This window comes from Methylobacillus gramineus, assembly GCF_020532675.1.
GTDB lineage: Bacteria > Pseudomonadota > Gammaproteobacteria > Burkholderiales > Methylophilaceae > Methylobacillus > Methylobacillus gramineus.
Genome location: NZ_JAJAVE010000001.1, coordinates 277,927 through 294,574, shown reverse-complemented (window position 1 = coordinate 294,574; position 16,648 = coordinate 277,927). Strand labels below are relative to the sequence as shown.

Annotated in this window: 15 protein-coding genes; 7 read left to right on the top strand and 8 right to left on the bottom strand. The window is 51.6% G+C overall.

Features of this window, described 5'->3' with window-relative positions; genetic code table 11:
• The first annotated feature begins 12 nt into the window (after nucleotides 1-12).
• Together LG201_RS01415 and LG201_RS01410 are read left to right on the top strand one after the other, a co-directional pair.
• Nucleotides 13-984, top strand: a complete 972-nt coding sequence (locus LG201_RS01415) for a vWA domain-containing protein (protein WP_226770400.1) — start codon at nucleotides 13-15, stop codon at nucleotides 982-984.
• A gap of 158 nt (nucleotides 985-1,142) precedes the next feature.
• Nucleotides 1,143-1,514: a hypothetical protein gene (locus LG201_RS01410; RefSeq protein ID WP_226770399.1), complete on the top strand. Its 372-nt coding sequence runs from the start codon at nucleotides 1,143-1,145 to the stop codon at nucleotides 1,512-1,514.
• Between the two features lie 199 nt (nucleotides 1,515-1,713).
• Here the strand turns inward: LG201_RS01410 and LG201_RS01405 are convergent, their stop codons facing one another.
• A complete protein-coding gene (locus LG201_RS01405; RefSeq protein ID WP_226770398.1) occupies nucleotides 1,714-2,193 on the bottom strand; it encodes a protein YgfX in 480 nt (159 codons plus the stop codon).
• 27 nt (nucleotides 2,194-2,220) lie between these two features.
• Between LG201_RS01405 and ygfZ the strand changes: the two genes are divergently transcribed.
• The 3 genes from ygfZ (at nucleotide 2,221) to LG201_RS01390 (ending at nucleotide 5,900) form a co-directional block, all read left to right on the top strand.
• On the top strand, nucleotides 2,221-3,225 hold the full coding sequence (ygfZ, locus tag LG201_RS01400; protein WP_226770397.1) for a CAF17-like 4Fe-4S cluster assembly/insertion protein YgfZ: 1,005 nt from the start codon (nucleotides 2,221-2,223) through the stop codon (nucleotides 3,223-3,225).
• Between the two features lie 75 nt (nucleotides 3,226-3,300).
• Nucleotides 3,301-5,436 (top strand): TonB-dependent receptor plug domain-containing protein, encoded by a 2,136-nt coding sequence (locus LG201_RS01395; protein ID WP_226770396.1) that lies wholly within the window; start codon nucleotides 3,301-3,303, stop codon nucleotides 5,434-5,436.
• Entirely contained in the window at nucleotides 5,433-5,900 is a 468-nt protein-coding gene (locus LG201_RS01390) for a TlpA disulfide reductase family protein (protein WP_226770395.1), read from the top strand. The genes LG201_RS01395 and LG201_RS01390 overlap by 4 nt, the downstream gene beginning before the upstream one ends.
• Nucleotides 5,901-5,935: 35 nt before the next feature.
• On the opposite strand, the gene LG201_RS01385 is transcribed toward LG201_RS01390, so the two are convergent.
• The 7 genes from LG201_RS01385 to mtnA all read right to left on the bottom strand — a co-directional run bounded on the left by LG201_RS01385 (nucleotide 5,936) and on the right by mtnA (nucleotide 14,365).
• Nucleotides 5,936-7,381: a sensor domain-containing diguanylate cyclase gene (locus tag LG201_RS01385; protein ID WP_226770394.1), complete on the bottom strand. Its 1,446-nt coding sequence runs from the start codon at nucleotides 7,379-7,381 to the stop codon at nucleotides 5,936-5,938.
• A gap of 71 nt (nucleotides 7,382-7,452) precedes the next feature.
• Entirely contained in the window at nucleotides 7,453-7,782 is a 330-nt protein-coding gene (ftsB, locus tag LG201_RS01380) for a cell division protein FtsB (protein ID WP_226770393.1), read from the bottom strand.
• A complete protein-coding gene (gene eno, locus LG201_RS01375; protein WP_226770392.1) occupies nucleotides 7,779-9,062 on the bottom strand; it encodes a phosphopyruvate hydratase in 1,284 nt (427 codons plus the stop codon). Before eno ends, ftsB begins: the two co-directional genes overlap by 4 nt.
• 44 nt (nucleotides 9,063-9,106) lie before the next feature.
• Complete coding sequence (kdsA, locus tag LG201_RS01370; RefSeq protein ID WP_226770391.1) at nucleotides 9,107-9,946, bottom strand: 3-deoxy-8-phosphooctulonate synthase; 840 nt, start codon at nucleotides 9,944-9,946, stop codon at nucleotides 9,107-9,109.
• A gap of 4 nt (nucleotides 9,947-9,950) precedes the next feature.
• Nucleotides 9,951-11,588, bottom strand: coding sequence for a CTP synthase (locus LG201_RS01365; RefSeq protein ID WP_226770390.1), 1,638 nt, complete (start codon nucleotides 11,586-11,588; stop codon nucleotides 9,951-9,953).
• Between the two features lie 191 nt (nucleotides 11,589-11,779).
• Nucleotides 11,780-13,249 (bottom strand): NAD(P)H-hydrate dehydratase, encoded by a 1,470-nt coding sequence (locus tag LG201_RS01360; protein ID WP_319006029.1) that lies wholly within the window; start codon nucleotides 13,247-13,249, stop codon nucleotides 11,780-11,782.
• A gap of 6 nt (nucleotides 13,250-13,255) precedes the next feature.
• Nucleotides 13,256-14,365 (bottom strand): S-methyl-5-thioribose-1-phosphate isomerase, encoded by a 1,110-nt coding sequence (gene mtnA / locus LG201_RS01355; protein WP_226770389.1) that lies wholly within the window; start codon nucleotides 14,363-14,365, stop codon nucleotides 13,256-13,258.
• Between the two features lie 450 nt (nucleotides 14,366-14,815).
• On the opposite strand from mtnA, the gene LG201_RS01350 reads away from it, so the two are divergent.
• Nucleotides 14,816-15,337 (top strand): sigma-70 family RNA polymerase sigma factor, encoded by a 522-nt coding sequence (locus LG201_RS01350; RefSeq protein ID WP_226770388.1) that lies wholly within the window; start codon nucleotides 14,816-14,818, stop codon nucleotides 15,335-15,337.
• A gap of 7 nt (nucleotides 15,338-15,344) precedes the next feature.
• Nucleotides 15,345-16,382, top strand: coding sequence for a FecR family protein (locus tag LG201_RS01345; protein WP_226770387.1), 1,038 nt, complete (start codon nucleotides 15,345-15,347; stop codon nucleotides 16,380-16,382).
• The last annotated feature ends 266 nt before the right edge of the window (nucleotides 16,383-16,648 follow it).

The window sequence follows — 16,648 nt, the reverse complement described above, 5'->3', positions numbered from 1 at the left end:
ATGTTCAAGCGCATGTTTTCATTACTGCGTCGGTACTTCCATCGCGATACCGCACTGCTCGCAATTGCGCTGTTGCTGCTGGTGGCAGCTGCGTTCAAGCCCACGGTACCGATGCCACGAAATATCTACAGTTACATGCTGGTCGTTGATATCAGCCAGAGCATGAATACCAAGGGCATGTTCTGGCGCGGCAAGGAAGTCACACGGCTGGAATACACCAAACACATGATGCATGATCTGGTGGCCGGCATGCCGTGCGGTAGCCGGGTCAGCCTGACTTTCTTTTCTGGGCTAAGCGTGGCCGCGCTCTATACCCCGATTGAGGTCTGTGCCAATTATGCTGCCATCCAGGACACGATTGCACGGACTGAATGGCGCCAGGCGTGGTCTGGCAATAGCCGCCTGCGAGAAGGCACAGACTCACTCAGCCGGTTATTACGCACCATGCCGGAACCAACCCAGCCGATATTCTTTACTGACGGGGAAGAAGCGCCGCGTCTGCATGCCTTCAACACCCGCGATCTCAGCAACTTCCAGGGTGGCAATGGCTGGTTGATTGTGGGCATAGGCAGCAAAGATGCCAAGCCTATTCCCAAGCTGGATGAAAGCAACAAAGTCATTGGCTATTGGTCTGCCGAGAACTTCACCATGCAACCCGGCATTGCACAAATCTCGCAGCAGAACTTCGGCAACCGGGATGATGGCACTGCCAGCACGGAAAATGACAGATATCAGTCCACGCTGGATGAGGAGTACCTGCTCAAGCTAAGCAAGGAAATCGGTGCAACTTATATCAATGGTGAAAGCATGATGAATGTGAAGTCCGCGATGAGCGACCTTAAACCAAGCAAACGTGATTTTTCACCCATGCAGATAGACTGGCTGCTGGTACTGGTTTCCGGCTTGCTAGTGCTCAGCTCGTATGCGCCACAACGCCTGAGTAAATTAGTCAGGCGAATCTTGAGTCGAAAAACAGTCAACTAGCCATATAACTCTTGGGCTGGGTCGAATAAGGGAATTGTTTCCAAGCCTGTTGGTGATTGCGACCCAGGCGGACTATTCGTCAATGGAAAGTTGAATAAAACCAACCAAGCTCATCCATGCATTACAATCCCAGCCCTATGTATCGTCAGGAAAATAGTATGAAGTTGTTCGCAATTGCCTTGTCGGCATGGATGATGGTATTTCAATGCCAAGCCCATGCAAACTCGTATTCGGATAAAAAAATATTCGAGGAAGATGCCAAGCAGGATATCCTGAAAGGGCAATCCAGCCGTGAAAACATGGAATTCAGGGTGACGATTGTGACTGAGTTCAGCGATAGCCTTAACCTCTGTGGTGAGATTCGCAGGACAGCGAACTCGGAATGGGTTCGCTTCATCAAGGTTTACGATACAGAAACTGAACGTTTTAATTCGGTGTGGATAGAACCTTCTGATCCAATTCTAGAAGTAGAGGAATTCAAAAGGAATCAATTTGATAGTTATTGGGATCGCCGTTGCTTAAAAAGGTAATCCCATAGCCAAGCTTACTGATTTCCCAGCCCTCGCAAGAGGGCTTTATTTTAGCTATTGCGCGCCATGCATGATCTCATTGGACTTCACTGGAATTCAATATTTTGACATCATAAAATTGAATTATTAATCATATAAAACTTAATGTATTCAACCCTATAAGTATTTCAATACGCAATGAAGATTGCGTAGTTTGTTGTTAGCCTGATGAATGCTCATTCTCCTCCGTGCTCTCATGCCTACCCCAACGCAGCCATACCCTGAACCGCCTGAACTCAATCGGATCAACCGCATCCGGCACGATGACACAACACGCCCTGCCACGCTCCAGCTTGAAGTTAAGTACAGTCAGATACGGGTGAACAAAGCTACTGCCTAATACCTGCCCCTCTTGCCTTTCTCCGTCGCGTGTCACCATCGTCAGTTTTCCCGTTCTGCTCAACTCCAGGCGGACACAGGCATGAGGATGCAGCCGCAAGCCTTCACGCCGAATCTGACGTATCACTTCCCAGATGATCGTCAGCAGCATCAGCAAGCTGATCCACCATGGTAGTGGTAGCATCCATGGGATAGCGATTGCGATCAAACCTGCCACGACAAAGGCCCAGACTAGTCTGCGCGATGACTGCAAGGTCAGGGTCAACGGCTTCACGTTATAATGTCGCATTGTTGTTTGCATCTTCACCGCTTTTACCAAGGATCCTTCATGAGTCTATGGCACGAATTCCTGCTTACCCAGGGCGCATCCGTTAATGATCACACTGCCAGCTTCAGTCACAAACCCGCTGCCAATGCGACTATCCTCACCGACCTCTCACATTATGGGCTGTTGTCGCTGGAGGGAGAAGATGCTGTTACCTTCCTGCAGGGGCAAGTCACCAATGACGTGAAGAAACTGGATGGCATACAAAGTCATTACAGTGGCTATTGCACTCCTAAAGGCAGGTTATTGGCGCTGTTCCTCGCCTTCTCCCGGCAAGATAAAATTTACCTGCAATTTGACCGTGCCCTGCTGGAAGCCATCAGCAAGCGTTTGAGAATGTATGTATTGCGCTCCAAGGTAGTCATCACTGACAGCAGTGATACCACTGTGCGCCTGGGTCTTGCTGGCGAACAAGCCACCAGCGCCTTGCATGCACTGTTTGGTGATGTGCCTGCAGCTGAATATGCCATGACTGCATTTGATGACGTGATCGTATTGCGCCTGCCTGGCACTCTGCCCCGCTATGAAATCATCGCCCCAACCGAGAAAGCAGCCACGATTTGGTCTGCGCTCAGTACACAGGCCACGCCTGCCAACCAGGCAGATTGGGACTGGCGCGAGATTCATGCAGGCATCCCTGACATCGTGTCTGCCACTCAGGAAGCCTTTGTGCCGCAAATGGTGAACCTGGATCTGCTGAACGGGATTAACTTCAAGAAGGGATGCTACACCGGCCAGGAGATTGTGGCACGGACCCACTACTTGGGCAAAGTAAAGCGTCGCACCCACCTCGCCCATATTGCGACTGACAGCCAACCCAAGGCTGGCGATGAATTACAGGACGCCAGTGGCACTGCTGCCGGACAAATTGTGCGATCTGCCGCTCACCCAGAAGGTGGGTTTGATGTATTGGCGGAACTACGATTGGAAAGCGTGGAAAATGGGCCAGTATCCTGGCAAAACCAGGTGCTGACATTACTGCCACTGCCTTACTCGCTTGAAAAATAAGCATCGTTTGGATTCACTTGGCAGCCCATTATTGCTAATAATAATTATTTACAATAATGTGAGATGATTTTGTTTATGTCTGCCAATCCCATGCCCCATGCTTCCACCTCTCTTGCCATTGCCCTGGCCTTGCTCAGTCCGCTGGCCAGTGCAGAAGAATCCAGCACTCTGGTGCTTGATCCCATTACGATCAAAAGCAAGACCAACCAGGGCTCTACTCGTCCAGGGGCATTGCGGGAAGACATCGTCAAAACAGAATCAATCAGTGAGCGTCGCATCGAGCAATCCGGCGCCACCAACCTGACTGAAGCACTGGAAAAACAACCAGGGATTGCTGTTCAGGTGGAATGCTCAATCTGCAATGTGCGCAATGTGCTGCTGAACAACCTGCCCGGGCGGTACACCACGCTGATGATTGATGGCATCCCTATCTACTCCTCCGTGTCCTCGGCCTATGGCCTTGATAGCGTCAGTGTATGGGGCATAGAGCGCATTGATATAGCACGTGGTGCCGGGGCCAGCCTCATCGCGCCTGAAGCGCTTGCTGGTTCAATCAACATCGTCAGCAAGCGGCCGACTCAGGACATGGCGAGATTACGCATCCAGGGCGGCAGCTATGGTGCCAGACTGTATGAAGGCTATCTCGCCAAAAACCTGGAAAATGGGGCATTGACTGCTACCTTCAGCAAGAATCAACATGACACTGTAGATGAAAGTGGTGAAGGTGTTTCTGAGTACACCGGTTATGACAGGAAAATGCTTGGCCTGGGCTGGTTTGCCGATGACCTGGGAGGCTTCAAGGTGCGTGGGCGACTGGATGTGGTGGATGAGCAACGCAGTGGTGGTGCCTTGGGAACACATTACAGTGCCATCAAGGCAGATCAAACTGGCAACCCTTTTGACTTTAGTCGCGGTCGGCATGGCTCACCCGCGAGTAATGGCTGGACTGTCCCCGATACCGGGGTATTTCAGCCCTACACCCAAGGACGGGCTGGGCTATCCGAGATCATATTCACTGACCGTTACCAATTGGTTACCTCGGCAGAAAAACTGCTGGGATCAGGCAAGCTCAGACTGGCATTTGGCGCTGCCGAACATAAGCAGGATAGTTTTTACGAAATCACCACTTACAAGGCCAAGCAGCAGCAATACTATGCAGAGGCGTCCTATCAGTTTCCGGTTGCGGAATGGTTGCTCACCGCCGGCCTGAATTACCGTTTTGAAGATTTACGCAGCCACGGCTTTTCCGCCGCCAACAACACCAATGTCAAAGGGGTGGATAACTATCGCTATCGCACCCCTGCAATGTTCTTGCAGGCTTACCGTACTTATCTGGATGAAAAACTTGAAGTGAATGGATCCGTCCGGCTGGATCACCATAATGTGTTTGGCAATATCACTTCCCCGCGATTCAATGCGCTCTATCACCATACCGATGAGATCAGCAGCCGCTTCAGCATGGGTCGTGGCTTTCGTGCGCCCACCAGTTTCTTTGAGCAGGACCACGGCATACTCGACGATATCCGCATCATCCGCATGCTGGATAAACCGGAAAAATCCGATAACCTCAGCTATGCCCTGAGTTATGCGAATGAACGCCTCGCGGTCACCAGCTCATACAACTATAACCGTATCCATCATATGGCTACATTGACCCCAGGCGTGGCGGACCCTGCTGGCGGCACTGGCACCGTTACCCTGTTTGAAAACTCGCCGCACAAGGTTGTGGTGCAGGGCGTGGACATCAATATGTCGTATCAACTCACGCCCAGCACTGTGCTGAGCATAGGCGGTGAGCGCTACCATTATGAGTTTGCACCGGGTACGCTGATTTTCTCACGGCCGGAAGCCAGGGCCTTTTTTACCGTCGATTATGAGCGCGGCCCCTGGACAGCCTACCTGCGACTGAACTGGACTGGGCCACATGACCTTGCCAAGTTTTATGATTACGAGAACAACCCACGCTACAATTTTGATGGCAGCCGCAAACGCGATAAAAGCCCCTCCTATTCCACCACCGACGTGCGTACTGAATACCAGATAAACAAGCGGCTAGCCTTGTATGCCGGGGCAGACAACCTGTTTGACTTCAAGCAGACGGACTACGAAAACTTTCTCTGGATAGACGGGGCTGGCGGCATAGATTTCACCCATCTATGGGGGCCGGGCCGTGGACGTTATCTGTATGCTGGGTTCAAGGTGTCACTGTGAAGCGTGGGCTTATCGTCCTCCTGATCGGCATGCTGCACATTTGCGCATATGCAGGTGAAGGACCCTGGGGATTCACTTTGCCCACCCTGGATGGCAGTCGTTTTGTTGATCTGAGGCATACGCCAAAACCAGCCCTGGTCAATTTCTGGGGAGTGGATTGCCCTCCCTGCATCCATGAATTACCCGCGCTGGACCAGTTTGCCGCCCGCCATTCCACATGGAGTGTATGGCTAGTCAATACCGACGCAGCGGCATTGGCCCAACGTTTTATTGATCAACATCCAGTCCAATCCACCGTGTTAAGGTCGGGCATGAATGTCAGTGGCTTAATGCGCGCAGCGGGCAATCGCACTGGTGCATTGCCGTTTACTCTGGTGATCGATAGCAAGCAGGCCATTTGCTTCAGGAAAGCGGGAGCACTGATAGCACTGGATTTTGCCTATATGCAGCAAAATTGCCACTGAGTGATTAGCAAAGTGAGTCCGCACAGGCTGCGTACTCACTTCTCCAGGCGGCTAAGATTAACCTGGTTACGGCCTGCCATCTTGGCAGCATACATGGCGGCATCTGCCCTATCGAGCACATGTTCCATCTTCTCGCCGGTGCGGGCTACTGCCACACCCAGGCTCGCTGTAATACTGATCTGCTCGCCTTTATAGGCGATCAATTCATTTTCCACCGCGTTGCGTATTTTTTCTGCCAGCAACATCGCACTATGCTCATCGCAATCCTTGATGACGATGAGAAACTCTTCCCCGCCCCAGCGGCAGATAAAATCAGCGGCACGTGTACAAGCCCTGATCGCTCTTGCCATGACAACGAGTACATGATCCCCGCCGAAATGCCCCAGGCGGTCATTAATCGCCTTGAAATGGTCAATATCCAGCACAATCAGTGCCAGCGCCCCTCTCGTGCGAGAGCTCTCGTTCAGAAATATATCAATGACGATATCAAATGCCTTGCGATTGGGCAGGCCCGTCAGGCTATCCGTCGTCGCCATCGTTTCCAGCTCTGCCTGATAACGCCGCAACGCCAAATGGGTTAACAACACCACAATCGCCGTCACCACCAGGCACAGCAGGACATTGATGTACAGGGCGTGACGAATATCACTAGTGGCCTCACTCTCGCTTTGCTCTACAAACAGGTACCAGTTCAATTCTGGAATGTAGCGCATATTGATCAACTGCTGCATGCCGTCGTATTCATACTCAAACGTTTGCGTACCATTGGCTTTGGCTTGCTGGAAAAGCCTCTGCAATTCTGAGGTGTGCATAATCTTGCTGCCCAATGGCTGATCAAAATTTCCGGACAGCGTGATCGCACCCTGCTCGTCAACAAAATACACATTACGCTTGAATTTCAGCTGGTAATGACTGATGAGCTTTTGCACGGAGTCCACCGTCAGCCCAACGCCGACCGCACCCAGATATTGCCCCTGATAATCCAGCACACGATAATTAATAAAGATGGTCAGCACATCCGCGTGTGCCATATCGCGATCTACATTGATTTCATAAGGATTTTTTAGCTCGCGTACCCGGTAGTACCATGCGTCGCGCTCTTCCTTAGGGTTGACCTGTTTCAGCAGGCCTTTGCCATAGTAATAATTACCCGTGTTCTCAGAGACAAGGAAAGAAACGAAGGCACCGTAATGATTCTGCACTTCCTGCAGATATTTGCTGATTTTGGCAATGTCGGTTTCGCCATCAATGATCCAGTCTCGCAGGAAAGTATCCGAGGCCATCATGGATGACACAAAAATCGGCCGTACCAGATCCTTCTGGATTTCCGAGTAGATATTGTCTGAGGTGAGCGGCAGCGTACTATCAACGATTGAATCGTGAATGGATACGCGCGATACCTGATAACTGACCAGAGAGGTTGCGAGAAAACCTGTCGCCAGGATAACGGTAATCAGCAGGATCAGTTTATATCGGTTCATGACTGTGATTCACAGACAGATAAGAAGGCCTTATCCATCATACGCCATACTCGCAAAAACGCTGGCAAGTGCTAATGGGCATTAGGGGCAGGAGGTGGGGCTACTGGCTGAGGATTGGGCTTGGTCGGAATCTGGTCTATCACCTGATAAAACACTTCATCCTGCTTCACCATACCCAGCTCACTGCGCGCACGCTCCTCAATAGCGGCATAGCCCTGCTTGAGGTCACGCACTTCAGCATCCAGCGTGTCGTTACGCAGTTTGAGCCTGACATTGTCAGTCTTCTGCGCAACGATTTGCTGATTGATTGCCCAGACTTTCACCCAGCTGCCTTTGCCAAGCCACAGTGGATACTGCAGCAAGGCAATCAGGGCAACAAAGATGAGTGTCAGGAATTTCACTTCAGATTATAAAATGCGTCTTTACCTGCGTAGCTGGTGGCATCACCAAGTTCTTCTTCAATGCGCAGCAGCTGATTGTACTTGGCAATACGCTCGGAACGTGACAATGAACCCGTCTTGATCTGCAAGGCATTGGTCGCCACGGAGATATCCGCAATGGTGGTATCTTCGGTTTCACCAGAACGATGGGAAATCACGGCGGTGTAACCTGCACGCTTGGCGGTTTCAATCGTAGTGAAGGTTTCGGTCAAAGTACCGATCTGGTTCACCTTGATCAAGACCGAGTTAGCCACACCACGCTTGATACCTTCACGCAGGATCTTGGCATTGGTCACAAACAGGTCATCACCTACCAACTGCACATTGCGGCCCATGCGGTCGGTCAGCAGCTTCCAGCCGTCCCAGTCATGTTCGCTCATGCCATCTTCAATGCTGATGATAGGATATTTGTCCACCCAGGCAGCCAGGTAATCAGTGAATTGTGCGGAATTGAGGCTCAGGTTTTCAGACGCCAGGTGATACTGACCATCCTTGTAGAATTCAGAGCTGGCGCAATCCAGGCCCAACAGGATATCGCGGCCTGGCTCGTAGCCAGCAGCAGAAATCGCTTCCAGGATGTATTGAATTGCAGCTTCGTTGGATGGCAGGTCAGGTGCAAAACCACCCTCATCACCCACAGTGGTCGCCAAACCCTGCTTGTGCAGGATTTTCTTCAGCGCGTGAAATACTTCAGCGCCTGCACGCAAGGCCTCACGGAAGCTAGGCAGGCCAGCTGGAATAATCATGAATTCCTGCATATCCACGCTGTTTTCAGCATGAGCGCCGCCGTTGATGATGTTCATCATTGGGGTTGGTAATTGCATGAAGCCGGAACCGCCCAGATAGCGGTACAGTGGCAGGCCGGACTCTTCAGCCGCAGCACGTGCGCACGCCATGGACACGGCAAGAATGGCATTGGCACCCAGGCGGCTCTTGTTTTCTGTGCCATCCAGCTCAATCAGGGTGTTGTCGATAAAGCTCTGCTCTTCAACATCCAGGCCAATGATGGCTTCAGTGATTTCAGTATTTACATTCTCAACGGCTTGCAATACGCCCTTGCCAAGGTAACGGCCTGTATCGCCGTCACGCAGCTCTACAGCTTCCTTGGTACCGGTAGAAGCACCAGAAGGCACAGCCGCACGGCCAATAACGCCGGACTCCAACAAGACATCGGCCTCAACTGTGGGGTTACCGCGTGAATCGATAATCTCGCGGGCGATAATATCTACAATTGCACTCATGCTTTTATTTCCTCAATTAAAAACTTGGATTTTTGTGCCAGTGTTTACAAAGTATGTTCTATAAACCCGGCTTTTTTCACCACGCGGTCGAGGTCGACCAATACTTCAAGCAAGGCCTTCATCTTGTGTAAAGGCCATGCGTTGGGGCCATCAGACATGGCCAGAGCAGGATCAGGATGCGTTTCCATAAATACACCAGCAACGCCACTGGCCACAGCAGCACGTGCCAGCACAGGCACAAACTCACGCTGGCCTCCGCTTTTGTCACCCTGGCCACCAGGCTGCTGCACGGAATGGGTAGCATCAAACACCACCGGGCAATTGGTCTCACGCATGATTGCGAGGCCACGCATATCGGACACCAGGGTATTGTAGCCAAATGAAGCCCCACGCTCACACACCATGATGGCATCTGCGCCGCCATTGGCTTCCTTGGCTTTTTGCACCACCTGGCGCATATCACCCGGTGCCAGGAACTGGCCCTTCTTGATATTCACCGGCTTGCCGGATTTGGCACAGGCGGTAATGAAATCGGTCTGGCGACAGAGAAATGCCGGGGTCTGCAATACATCTACCACAGCTGCCACATGTGGCACCTGCTCTTCAGTATGCACATCGGTGAGAATAGGCACGCCAATCTGGCTACGCACATCATCCAGTATCTTCAGGCCCTCTTCCATGCCAAAACCACGGAAGGTCTTGTTGGAGCTGCGATTGGCCTTGTCATACGATGATTTGTAGATAAAAGGAATCCCGAGCGCAACAGCCAGCTCTTTCAGCTGACCCGCGGTATCAATCGCCATCTGCCTGGACTCGATCACACAGGGACCAGCAATCAAAAACAATGGATGCTCAATACCTACATCAAAACCACAAAGCTTCATTGCCTTAAGCCTTTCTTGCTGCCTGATTGATCAACGCAGCTTCAATATAGGCATTGAACAGCGGGTGGCCGGTGCGCGGATTAGAGGTGAACTCAGGGTGGAACTGACAGGCCAGGAACCATGGATGAGCGTCCACTGGCAACTCCACCATTTCACAGAGGTTTTCGGTAGGAGTACGCGCTGAAATCACCAGCCCAGCCGCCTTCAGTTGCTCAACATAGTTGTTGTTGACCTCATAGCGGTGACGGTGACGCTCGTTGACTTCACTGCCATAGATCGCCGAGGCCTTGGTATCCGGCACAATCGGACACTTTTGCGCACCCAGGCGCATGGTGCCACCGAGGTCTGAATCTTCACTCCGCTGCTCTACCTTGCCGTCAGCGCCCTTCCATTCCGTGATCAGGCCAACCAATGGGTGCGGTGTCTTGGCATCAAACTCGGTGCTGTTGGCATCCTTGAGTTTTGCAACATTACGGCCAAACTCAATCACTGCCAATTGCATGCCCAGGCAGATGCCCAGATAAGGGGTCTTGCTTTCACGCGCATAGCGAATGGCAGCGATCTTGCCTTCTGTACCACGCTTGCCAAAGCCGCCGGGCACCAGAATGGCATCAACCTGCTCAAGCGCCGCAGTGCCATTCTTTTCCACATCCTCGGAATCTATATAGTGAATATTGACCTTGGATTCATTGTGAATACCGGCATGAATCAATGCCTCAGTCAAAGACTTGTAAGACTCGGTCAAATCCACATATTTGCCGACGAAGGCAATGTTGACTTCATGCTTGGGGTTTTGCAGGGCATGAACGATACGATTCCAGCTTGAAAGATCGGCTGCACGCGCCAGCAAATTCAACTTGTGACAGACAATCTCATCCAGCATCTGGTCATGCAACATACGCGGAATACTGTAAATACTTTCAGCATCCACCACCGAAATCACCGCTTCGTGCGGCACATTGGTGAACAATGCGATCTTGCGTTTTTCTTCCTCTGGAATGGGGCGATCTGCACGACAGAGCAGAATATCCGGCTGGATACCAATCTCGCGCAACTCTTTTACAGAGTGCTGGGTAGGCTTGGTCTTCAACTCACCCGCGGTAGGAATCCACGGTAACAGTGTGAGGTGCATGAAGCAGGTGTTGGTGCGGCCTTCCTCAATACCCATCTGGCGGATAGCTTCAAGGAAAGGCAGGGATTCAATATCCCCCACCGTACCACCCACCTCGATAATGGCAACATCTGCGCCTTCAGCACCACGTTTGACGTGGGCCTTGATCTCATCGGTGATGTGCGGGATGACCTGCACAGTCTTGCCCAGATACTCGCCGCGACGCTCTTTCTTGATCACGGTTTCATAGATCTGGCCAGTAGTGAAATTGTTACGTTTTGCCATGCGCGCGCTGATGAAGCGCTCGTAGTGACCGAGATCCAGATCGGTCTCTGCGCCATCATCGGTGACAAAGACTTCACCATGCTGGAACGGACTCATGGTACCTGGGTCAACGTTGATATAGGGGTCAAGCTTGAGCATGGTCACCTTGATGCCACGCGACTCTAGAATTGCGCCTAAACTGGCAGCTGCAATGCCTTTACCTAAAGAGGAAACAACCCCGCCGGTAACAAATACATATTTGGTCATGGAATTAAAAACTTTGGACATTGCGGACGGGGTTAGATTTTACTGTAAACGCCTATCCGCGACAAATGAGAATTGCAGCTTGCCGGGCATCATACCCCTGTATTTGGCAGGCTTTTTCCAGCTAGTGATTAAGATTCAACCACTAAGAAAAGACTCTTGACCAACGGGTTCAGCAAGCACCATCAACGACATTAATTCCCACTTTCCTTCACCCAGCGATTTAGCAAGGTGCGTGCATGATGCGCCACCTCGGAGGCTGTCAGCCCAATAGGGCCAATACCTTGTGCCACCAAATCATCTGCCGCCCTGCCGTGCAGATACACACCCAGCAAGGTTGCTTGTTCCAGGCTTAAGCCCTGGGCAGCAAGTGCAGCAATCATCCCAGCCAATGTATCGCCCATGCCTGCGCTGGCCAACCCTGGATTACCGCTATGATTGATATACCAGCGCCCATCGGGCAATGCAATCACACTGCCGCAACCTTTGAGCACCGTGACCACACCCAAATCGACCGCCAGCTTCAACGCACTGACAACGCGATCTTGCTGTATCTCCTGCGTGCTGCATACCAGCAGAGTGGCAGCCTCGCCAGGATGCGGTGTAATTACCGTCGTCCCCGCCTGGCGCTGTTGCAGCAAACGGCGTAATGCCGCATTGCCAGCAACCAGGTTGAGCGCATCCGCATCCAGCAATAAAAGCGGTGAACTACGCAATGCCTGCTCCAGCAAGGCCGCAGCGGCAGCCGATTGCCCCATCCCTGGCCCAACCGCCAGGACAGCCAAGGCTTCCCCCGCCATAAGCGATTCTGCCTGCCGCAACATCAATTCAGGCTGTGCTTCATCCACGGCCGGTGCCTGCTGCGCAAGCACACCGCAATAGACGCGCCCTGCCCCCAGCAGCAAGGCGGCACGCCCAGCCAACAATGCTGCACCTACCATCTGTTCGGCACCCCCAATCACACCGACACTGCCGTTGCTTCCTTTATGGCTATTCAATTTTCTAGGGCGCAACATCGCGGGCACATCATCCAGCAAGCTGCCCTGGGAGTACCCTGCATCAATGCCAAGGTCAGCCAGTTGCACATGGCCTGCATGATCTGGGCCATCCAGCGTAAACAGTCCGGGCTTCAAGCCAATAAAGGTCAGCGTATGGTCTGCACGGATTGCCGTATCCAACACACGCCCAGTGCGCATACACAGTCCACTGGGGATATCCAGTGACAGAATGGGGATTTGCAGCTGGTTAATCGTGGCAATCAAATCGCGATAATGCGCATCCAGATCGCGCTGCAAGCCAATGCCAAACAAACCATCAATCAGCAGATGCCAGCGCTGCCCGGCAGGTATTTCCGTCAACACCTCGCCACCGCAAGCTAGCCACGCCTCATAGGCATGCGCCGCATCTTGAGGCAGCCTGTTTCGCTGTCCGGTAAAAACCACGGTTACCCGATGCCACCAGGTTTTGAGGTATCTTGCCGCCACCAGCGCATCGCCCCCATTGTTGCCAGGGCCCACCATCACCAGCACAGCATCGCCATCAAGCCCCAGCAACTGCTTGCTGAAGTTTGCCGCTGCCAGGCCTGCCTGTTCTATCAGGCCTGCTGCCTGGTGTTGCAACTCAAGCTCGCGTAATTTTGCAAGACTATATAAAGGTTTCATCATGCGCTTTCAGACGGTTATTTCAGTCGCGGGCATCCATTGCTTAAGTTGCGCAGGGGTGCAACACCCATGTTCAGTAATGATACCTGTCACCAATCGTGCCGGGGTCACATCAAAAGCCGGATTAGCCGCCTGGCTAGTGTATGGAATCACGCGCACCGACCTCACCTCACCATGCTCATCAAGACCGTTCACCATGGCCACCTCATCCGCATCCCGCTCTTCAATCTGGATATCGCGCAACCCATCGCTGATGCGCCAATCAATGGTGGGGGAAGGTACGGCGGCATAAAATGGTATGTCATTATCGAATGCTGCCAGCGCCTTGAGGTAAGTGCCGATCTTGTTACATACATCGCCTGTACGCGTTACCCGGTCAGCACCCACAATCACGCAATCCACCTGCCCATGCTGCATCAAGTGCCCACCAGCATTATCCGTGATCACGGTATGTGCAACGCCATGCTGAGCCAGCTCCCACGCGGTCAGGCTGGCACCTTGATTACGCGGCCGGGTTTCATCCACCCACACATGCACATCCAGCCCGGCTTCCACTGCGGTATACACCGGTGCCAGTGCAGTCCCCCAATCAACAGTGGCCAGCCATCCTGCATTGCAATGCGTCAGAATATTCAGCCTGCCCGATTTGGCTGCTGCCAGTCCCTGCAGGATATCCAGGCCATGACGGCCAATGGCCTGATTCAATATCACATCTTCATCGCAAATATTGGCAGCCTCTTCCCAGGCAACCACGCAACGCCTCTCGACGGGCAAGCTTAGCAACCTGCCCAGCATACGCTCTACCGCCCAGCGCAGATTGACTGCAGTGGGCCTGCTAGAAAGTAATAACGTAGCCGCTTGGCGCAGGCCGTCATCTCCTGCATCTGTCAATGTCGCCAATGCCAGGCCGTACGCTGCAGCAGCCCCAATCAAAGGCGCCCCCCGCACTTGCATTTCGCGGATGGCCTTTGCCATGGCATCTACCGAAGCAATACCAACCACACTGAACGTATGCGGCAATCGGGTCTGGTCGATGATATTGACCTCAGGAACCAGCCCTGGGGATTTGTCGTTATCGGCAGGCCAGATTGTGCGAAATTGTTGTTGACCGATTTTCATTTGTTATGCTGGAAATAATAAGAATTCCTATCCACAAAATCTGTGGATAATTTTGTGGATAGCTGTGACTTAAAAATGTAACTATTGTAATTGAAAGGATATTTTCGAAATGCCCATTTTTTGAACTAAAAACCAAGTAATTGATTTTATTAAATAAAATCATATGTCTTTGGATTACCTATGTTTCTTGGCAAAAGCTGATGTATCACATGAGGTTGTGTGAATAACATTGAGATATTCAGCAATGTCAAGCACTACAAAAAAATCACTCAATAACCAATTGGTTGTTTACAGCCACCACCACTTGGTTACAAACAACCAATCCATCCAACCATCTCGCCAGTAAAAATAATAATTTACCTAATAAACATATACTTAATCAACCTACCGGGAATAGGCCCATTTATTGCTACCAGTAAAAAGTCTTTCCTTTTTCTGTGGTGGCTCAACATGATGTTAAATCCCACATGGCACGGTATAGATTTACGCTGGGCATATACTGACCTGTTACCAACGATCTATCGGCAAACGTCTTATAGGCGCTCGGCATACGACATCCTGCATGATGCATTAATACGCTTTGCAATCTCGACCAATCCGGATCGTATGCAGCAGCCGCACGCTTACCTGCACACCATCGTACGCAACCTCCTAATTGATAACCACAAAGAGCAGGCCCATTTTGTACCGCTGATCACGGAAGACACCGAATCAGAGCTTGCCTATGAGCTTGATCAACCACGCGTACCATCCGCTGAACATTTAGTCGATATACAACAGCGCCTCGATATCCTGCAAAAAATCATTGATCACCTGCCGCCACGCTGCAAAGAAACCTTCTGGCTTTATCGCATAGAAGGCATGGCACAACAGGATATCGCTGAAAAACTCGGCATTTCCATTAACATGGTGCAAAGACACATCATGCGGGCGATGCTTGACCTGCTGGAAGCCAAGGACCTGATCAACTAAGCTAGACATGAGCAGCAATCCATCACTCAGAACCGCGCGCGAAGCCGCCATTAAATGGTTTGTGCAGATGCAGGATGCCGATATCGAGCATCCCAAGCGCAGTCGCTTTGAAGAATGGCTGCTCTCTCATCCCAGCCACCAGCAGGCCTACCGGGAAGTCTGCGCCTTGTGGGAGGACCTGGACTCCCCGACACAACTGTTCTCGCTGGCCAGCGCCATGCAACAAAAAGAGTTCATCGAAAACACCGACCGCCGCAACAAAATACGCAGCGTAATCACCCGCACCCTCAGCGTCATGTTTTTTGCCGTGAGCGGAGTGCTTGCTTATTACAGTTACGATACTTGGCAAACCCAGCCCACCATGCACATGGTCGCCCAAGCCGACATCGGCCAGATTCGCTCTCAAGTGCTTGAAGATGGCAGCAAGATCGTCGTCAATGCCAATAGCGATATTGAGATCACCTATTACCGCAAGCAACGTCTGGTAAAAGTGCATCGCGGTGAAGTGAGCTTCGATGTGGCAAAAAGCCCTGACCGCCCCTTTGTAGTTGAAAGCGGCCCAGCCAGAATCACCGTTCTCGGCACCCGGTTTGCCGTCAACCGACTGCAGAAAAAAGTACGCGTCAGCGTCGATCACGGCACTGTCCGCGTTGAGCCCCAAAGCATAGACCTGCAAGACTCCACCTCACCCAACCGCAATGCAGAACACGTATTAACCCTGCGTGACAATGAAGTGGCTGAGATCAGCATAGAAGGCAAGGCAAAACGTATTCAGCGCCCAGCTGCTGACGGCTTCAGCTTCGAAACCGGCATCATCAACTTTGATCAGGCAGGCCTTGAGGAAATTGCCGAAACGCTCTCGCGTTACCGCAAACCGGCCATCAGCGCCCAAACCATCATTGGGCAAGATGCGAGCATTACTGCGGTGATACAGGCCAGAAATATAGAAAAATTCATTAAGGGACTACCAGGCATTACCCCAGTAAAGGTTGAAACCAGCGCTACTGAGACTGTGCTGGTAGCTAGACAAGATAAAAAGAAATAAGAAGATAAAGTCAGTCTTAGTTAATGTAAGGCTGCATTACTCAAGATTAAACCCTCACTTGAATTAACACATTCGCGATATCTTTTTACTTCCCACTATCGCAAAAGTCACATCAAGACTGAACTCATCAGTTTATTGATTTAACCCCCAACTCCTATTTGTGTTCTTCCCGTGCATTAGCAAGTCAAACATCCTCCCCCTAATTGGCTAGTCACTAAAGCAGCTTATAACAGTGAGTCTCTGCCAGACCCATAACTCATATCCCA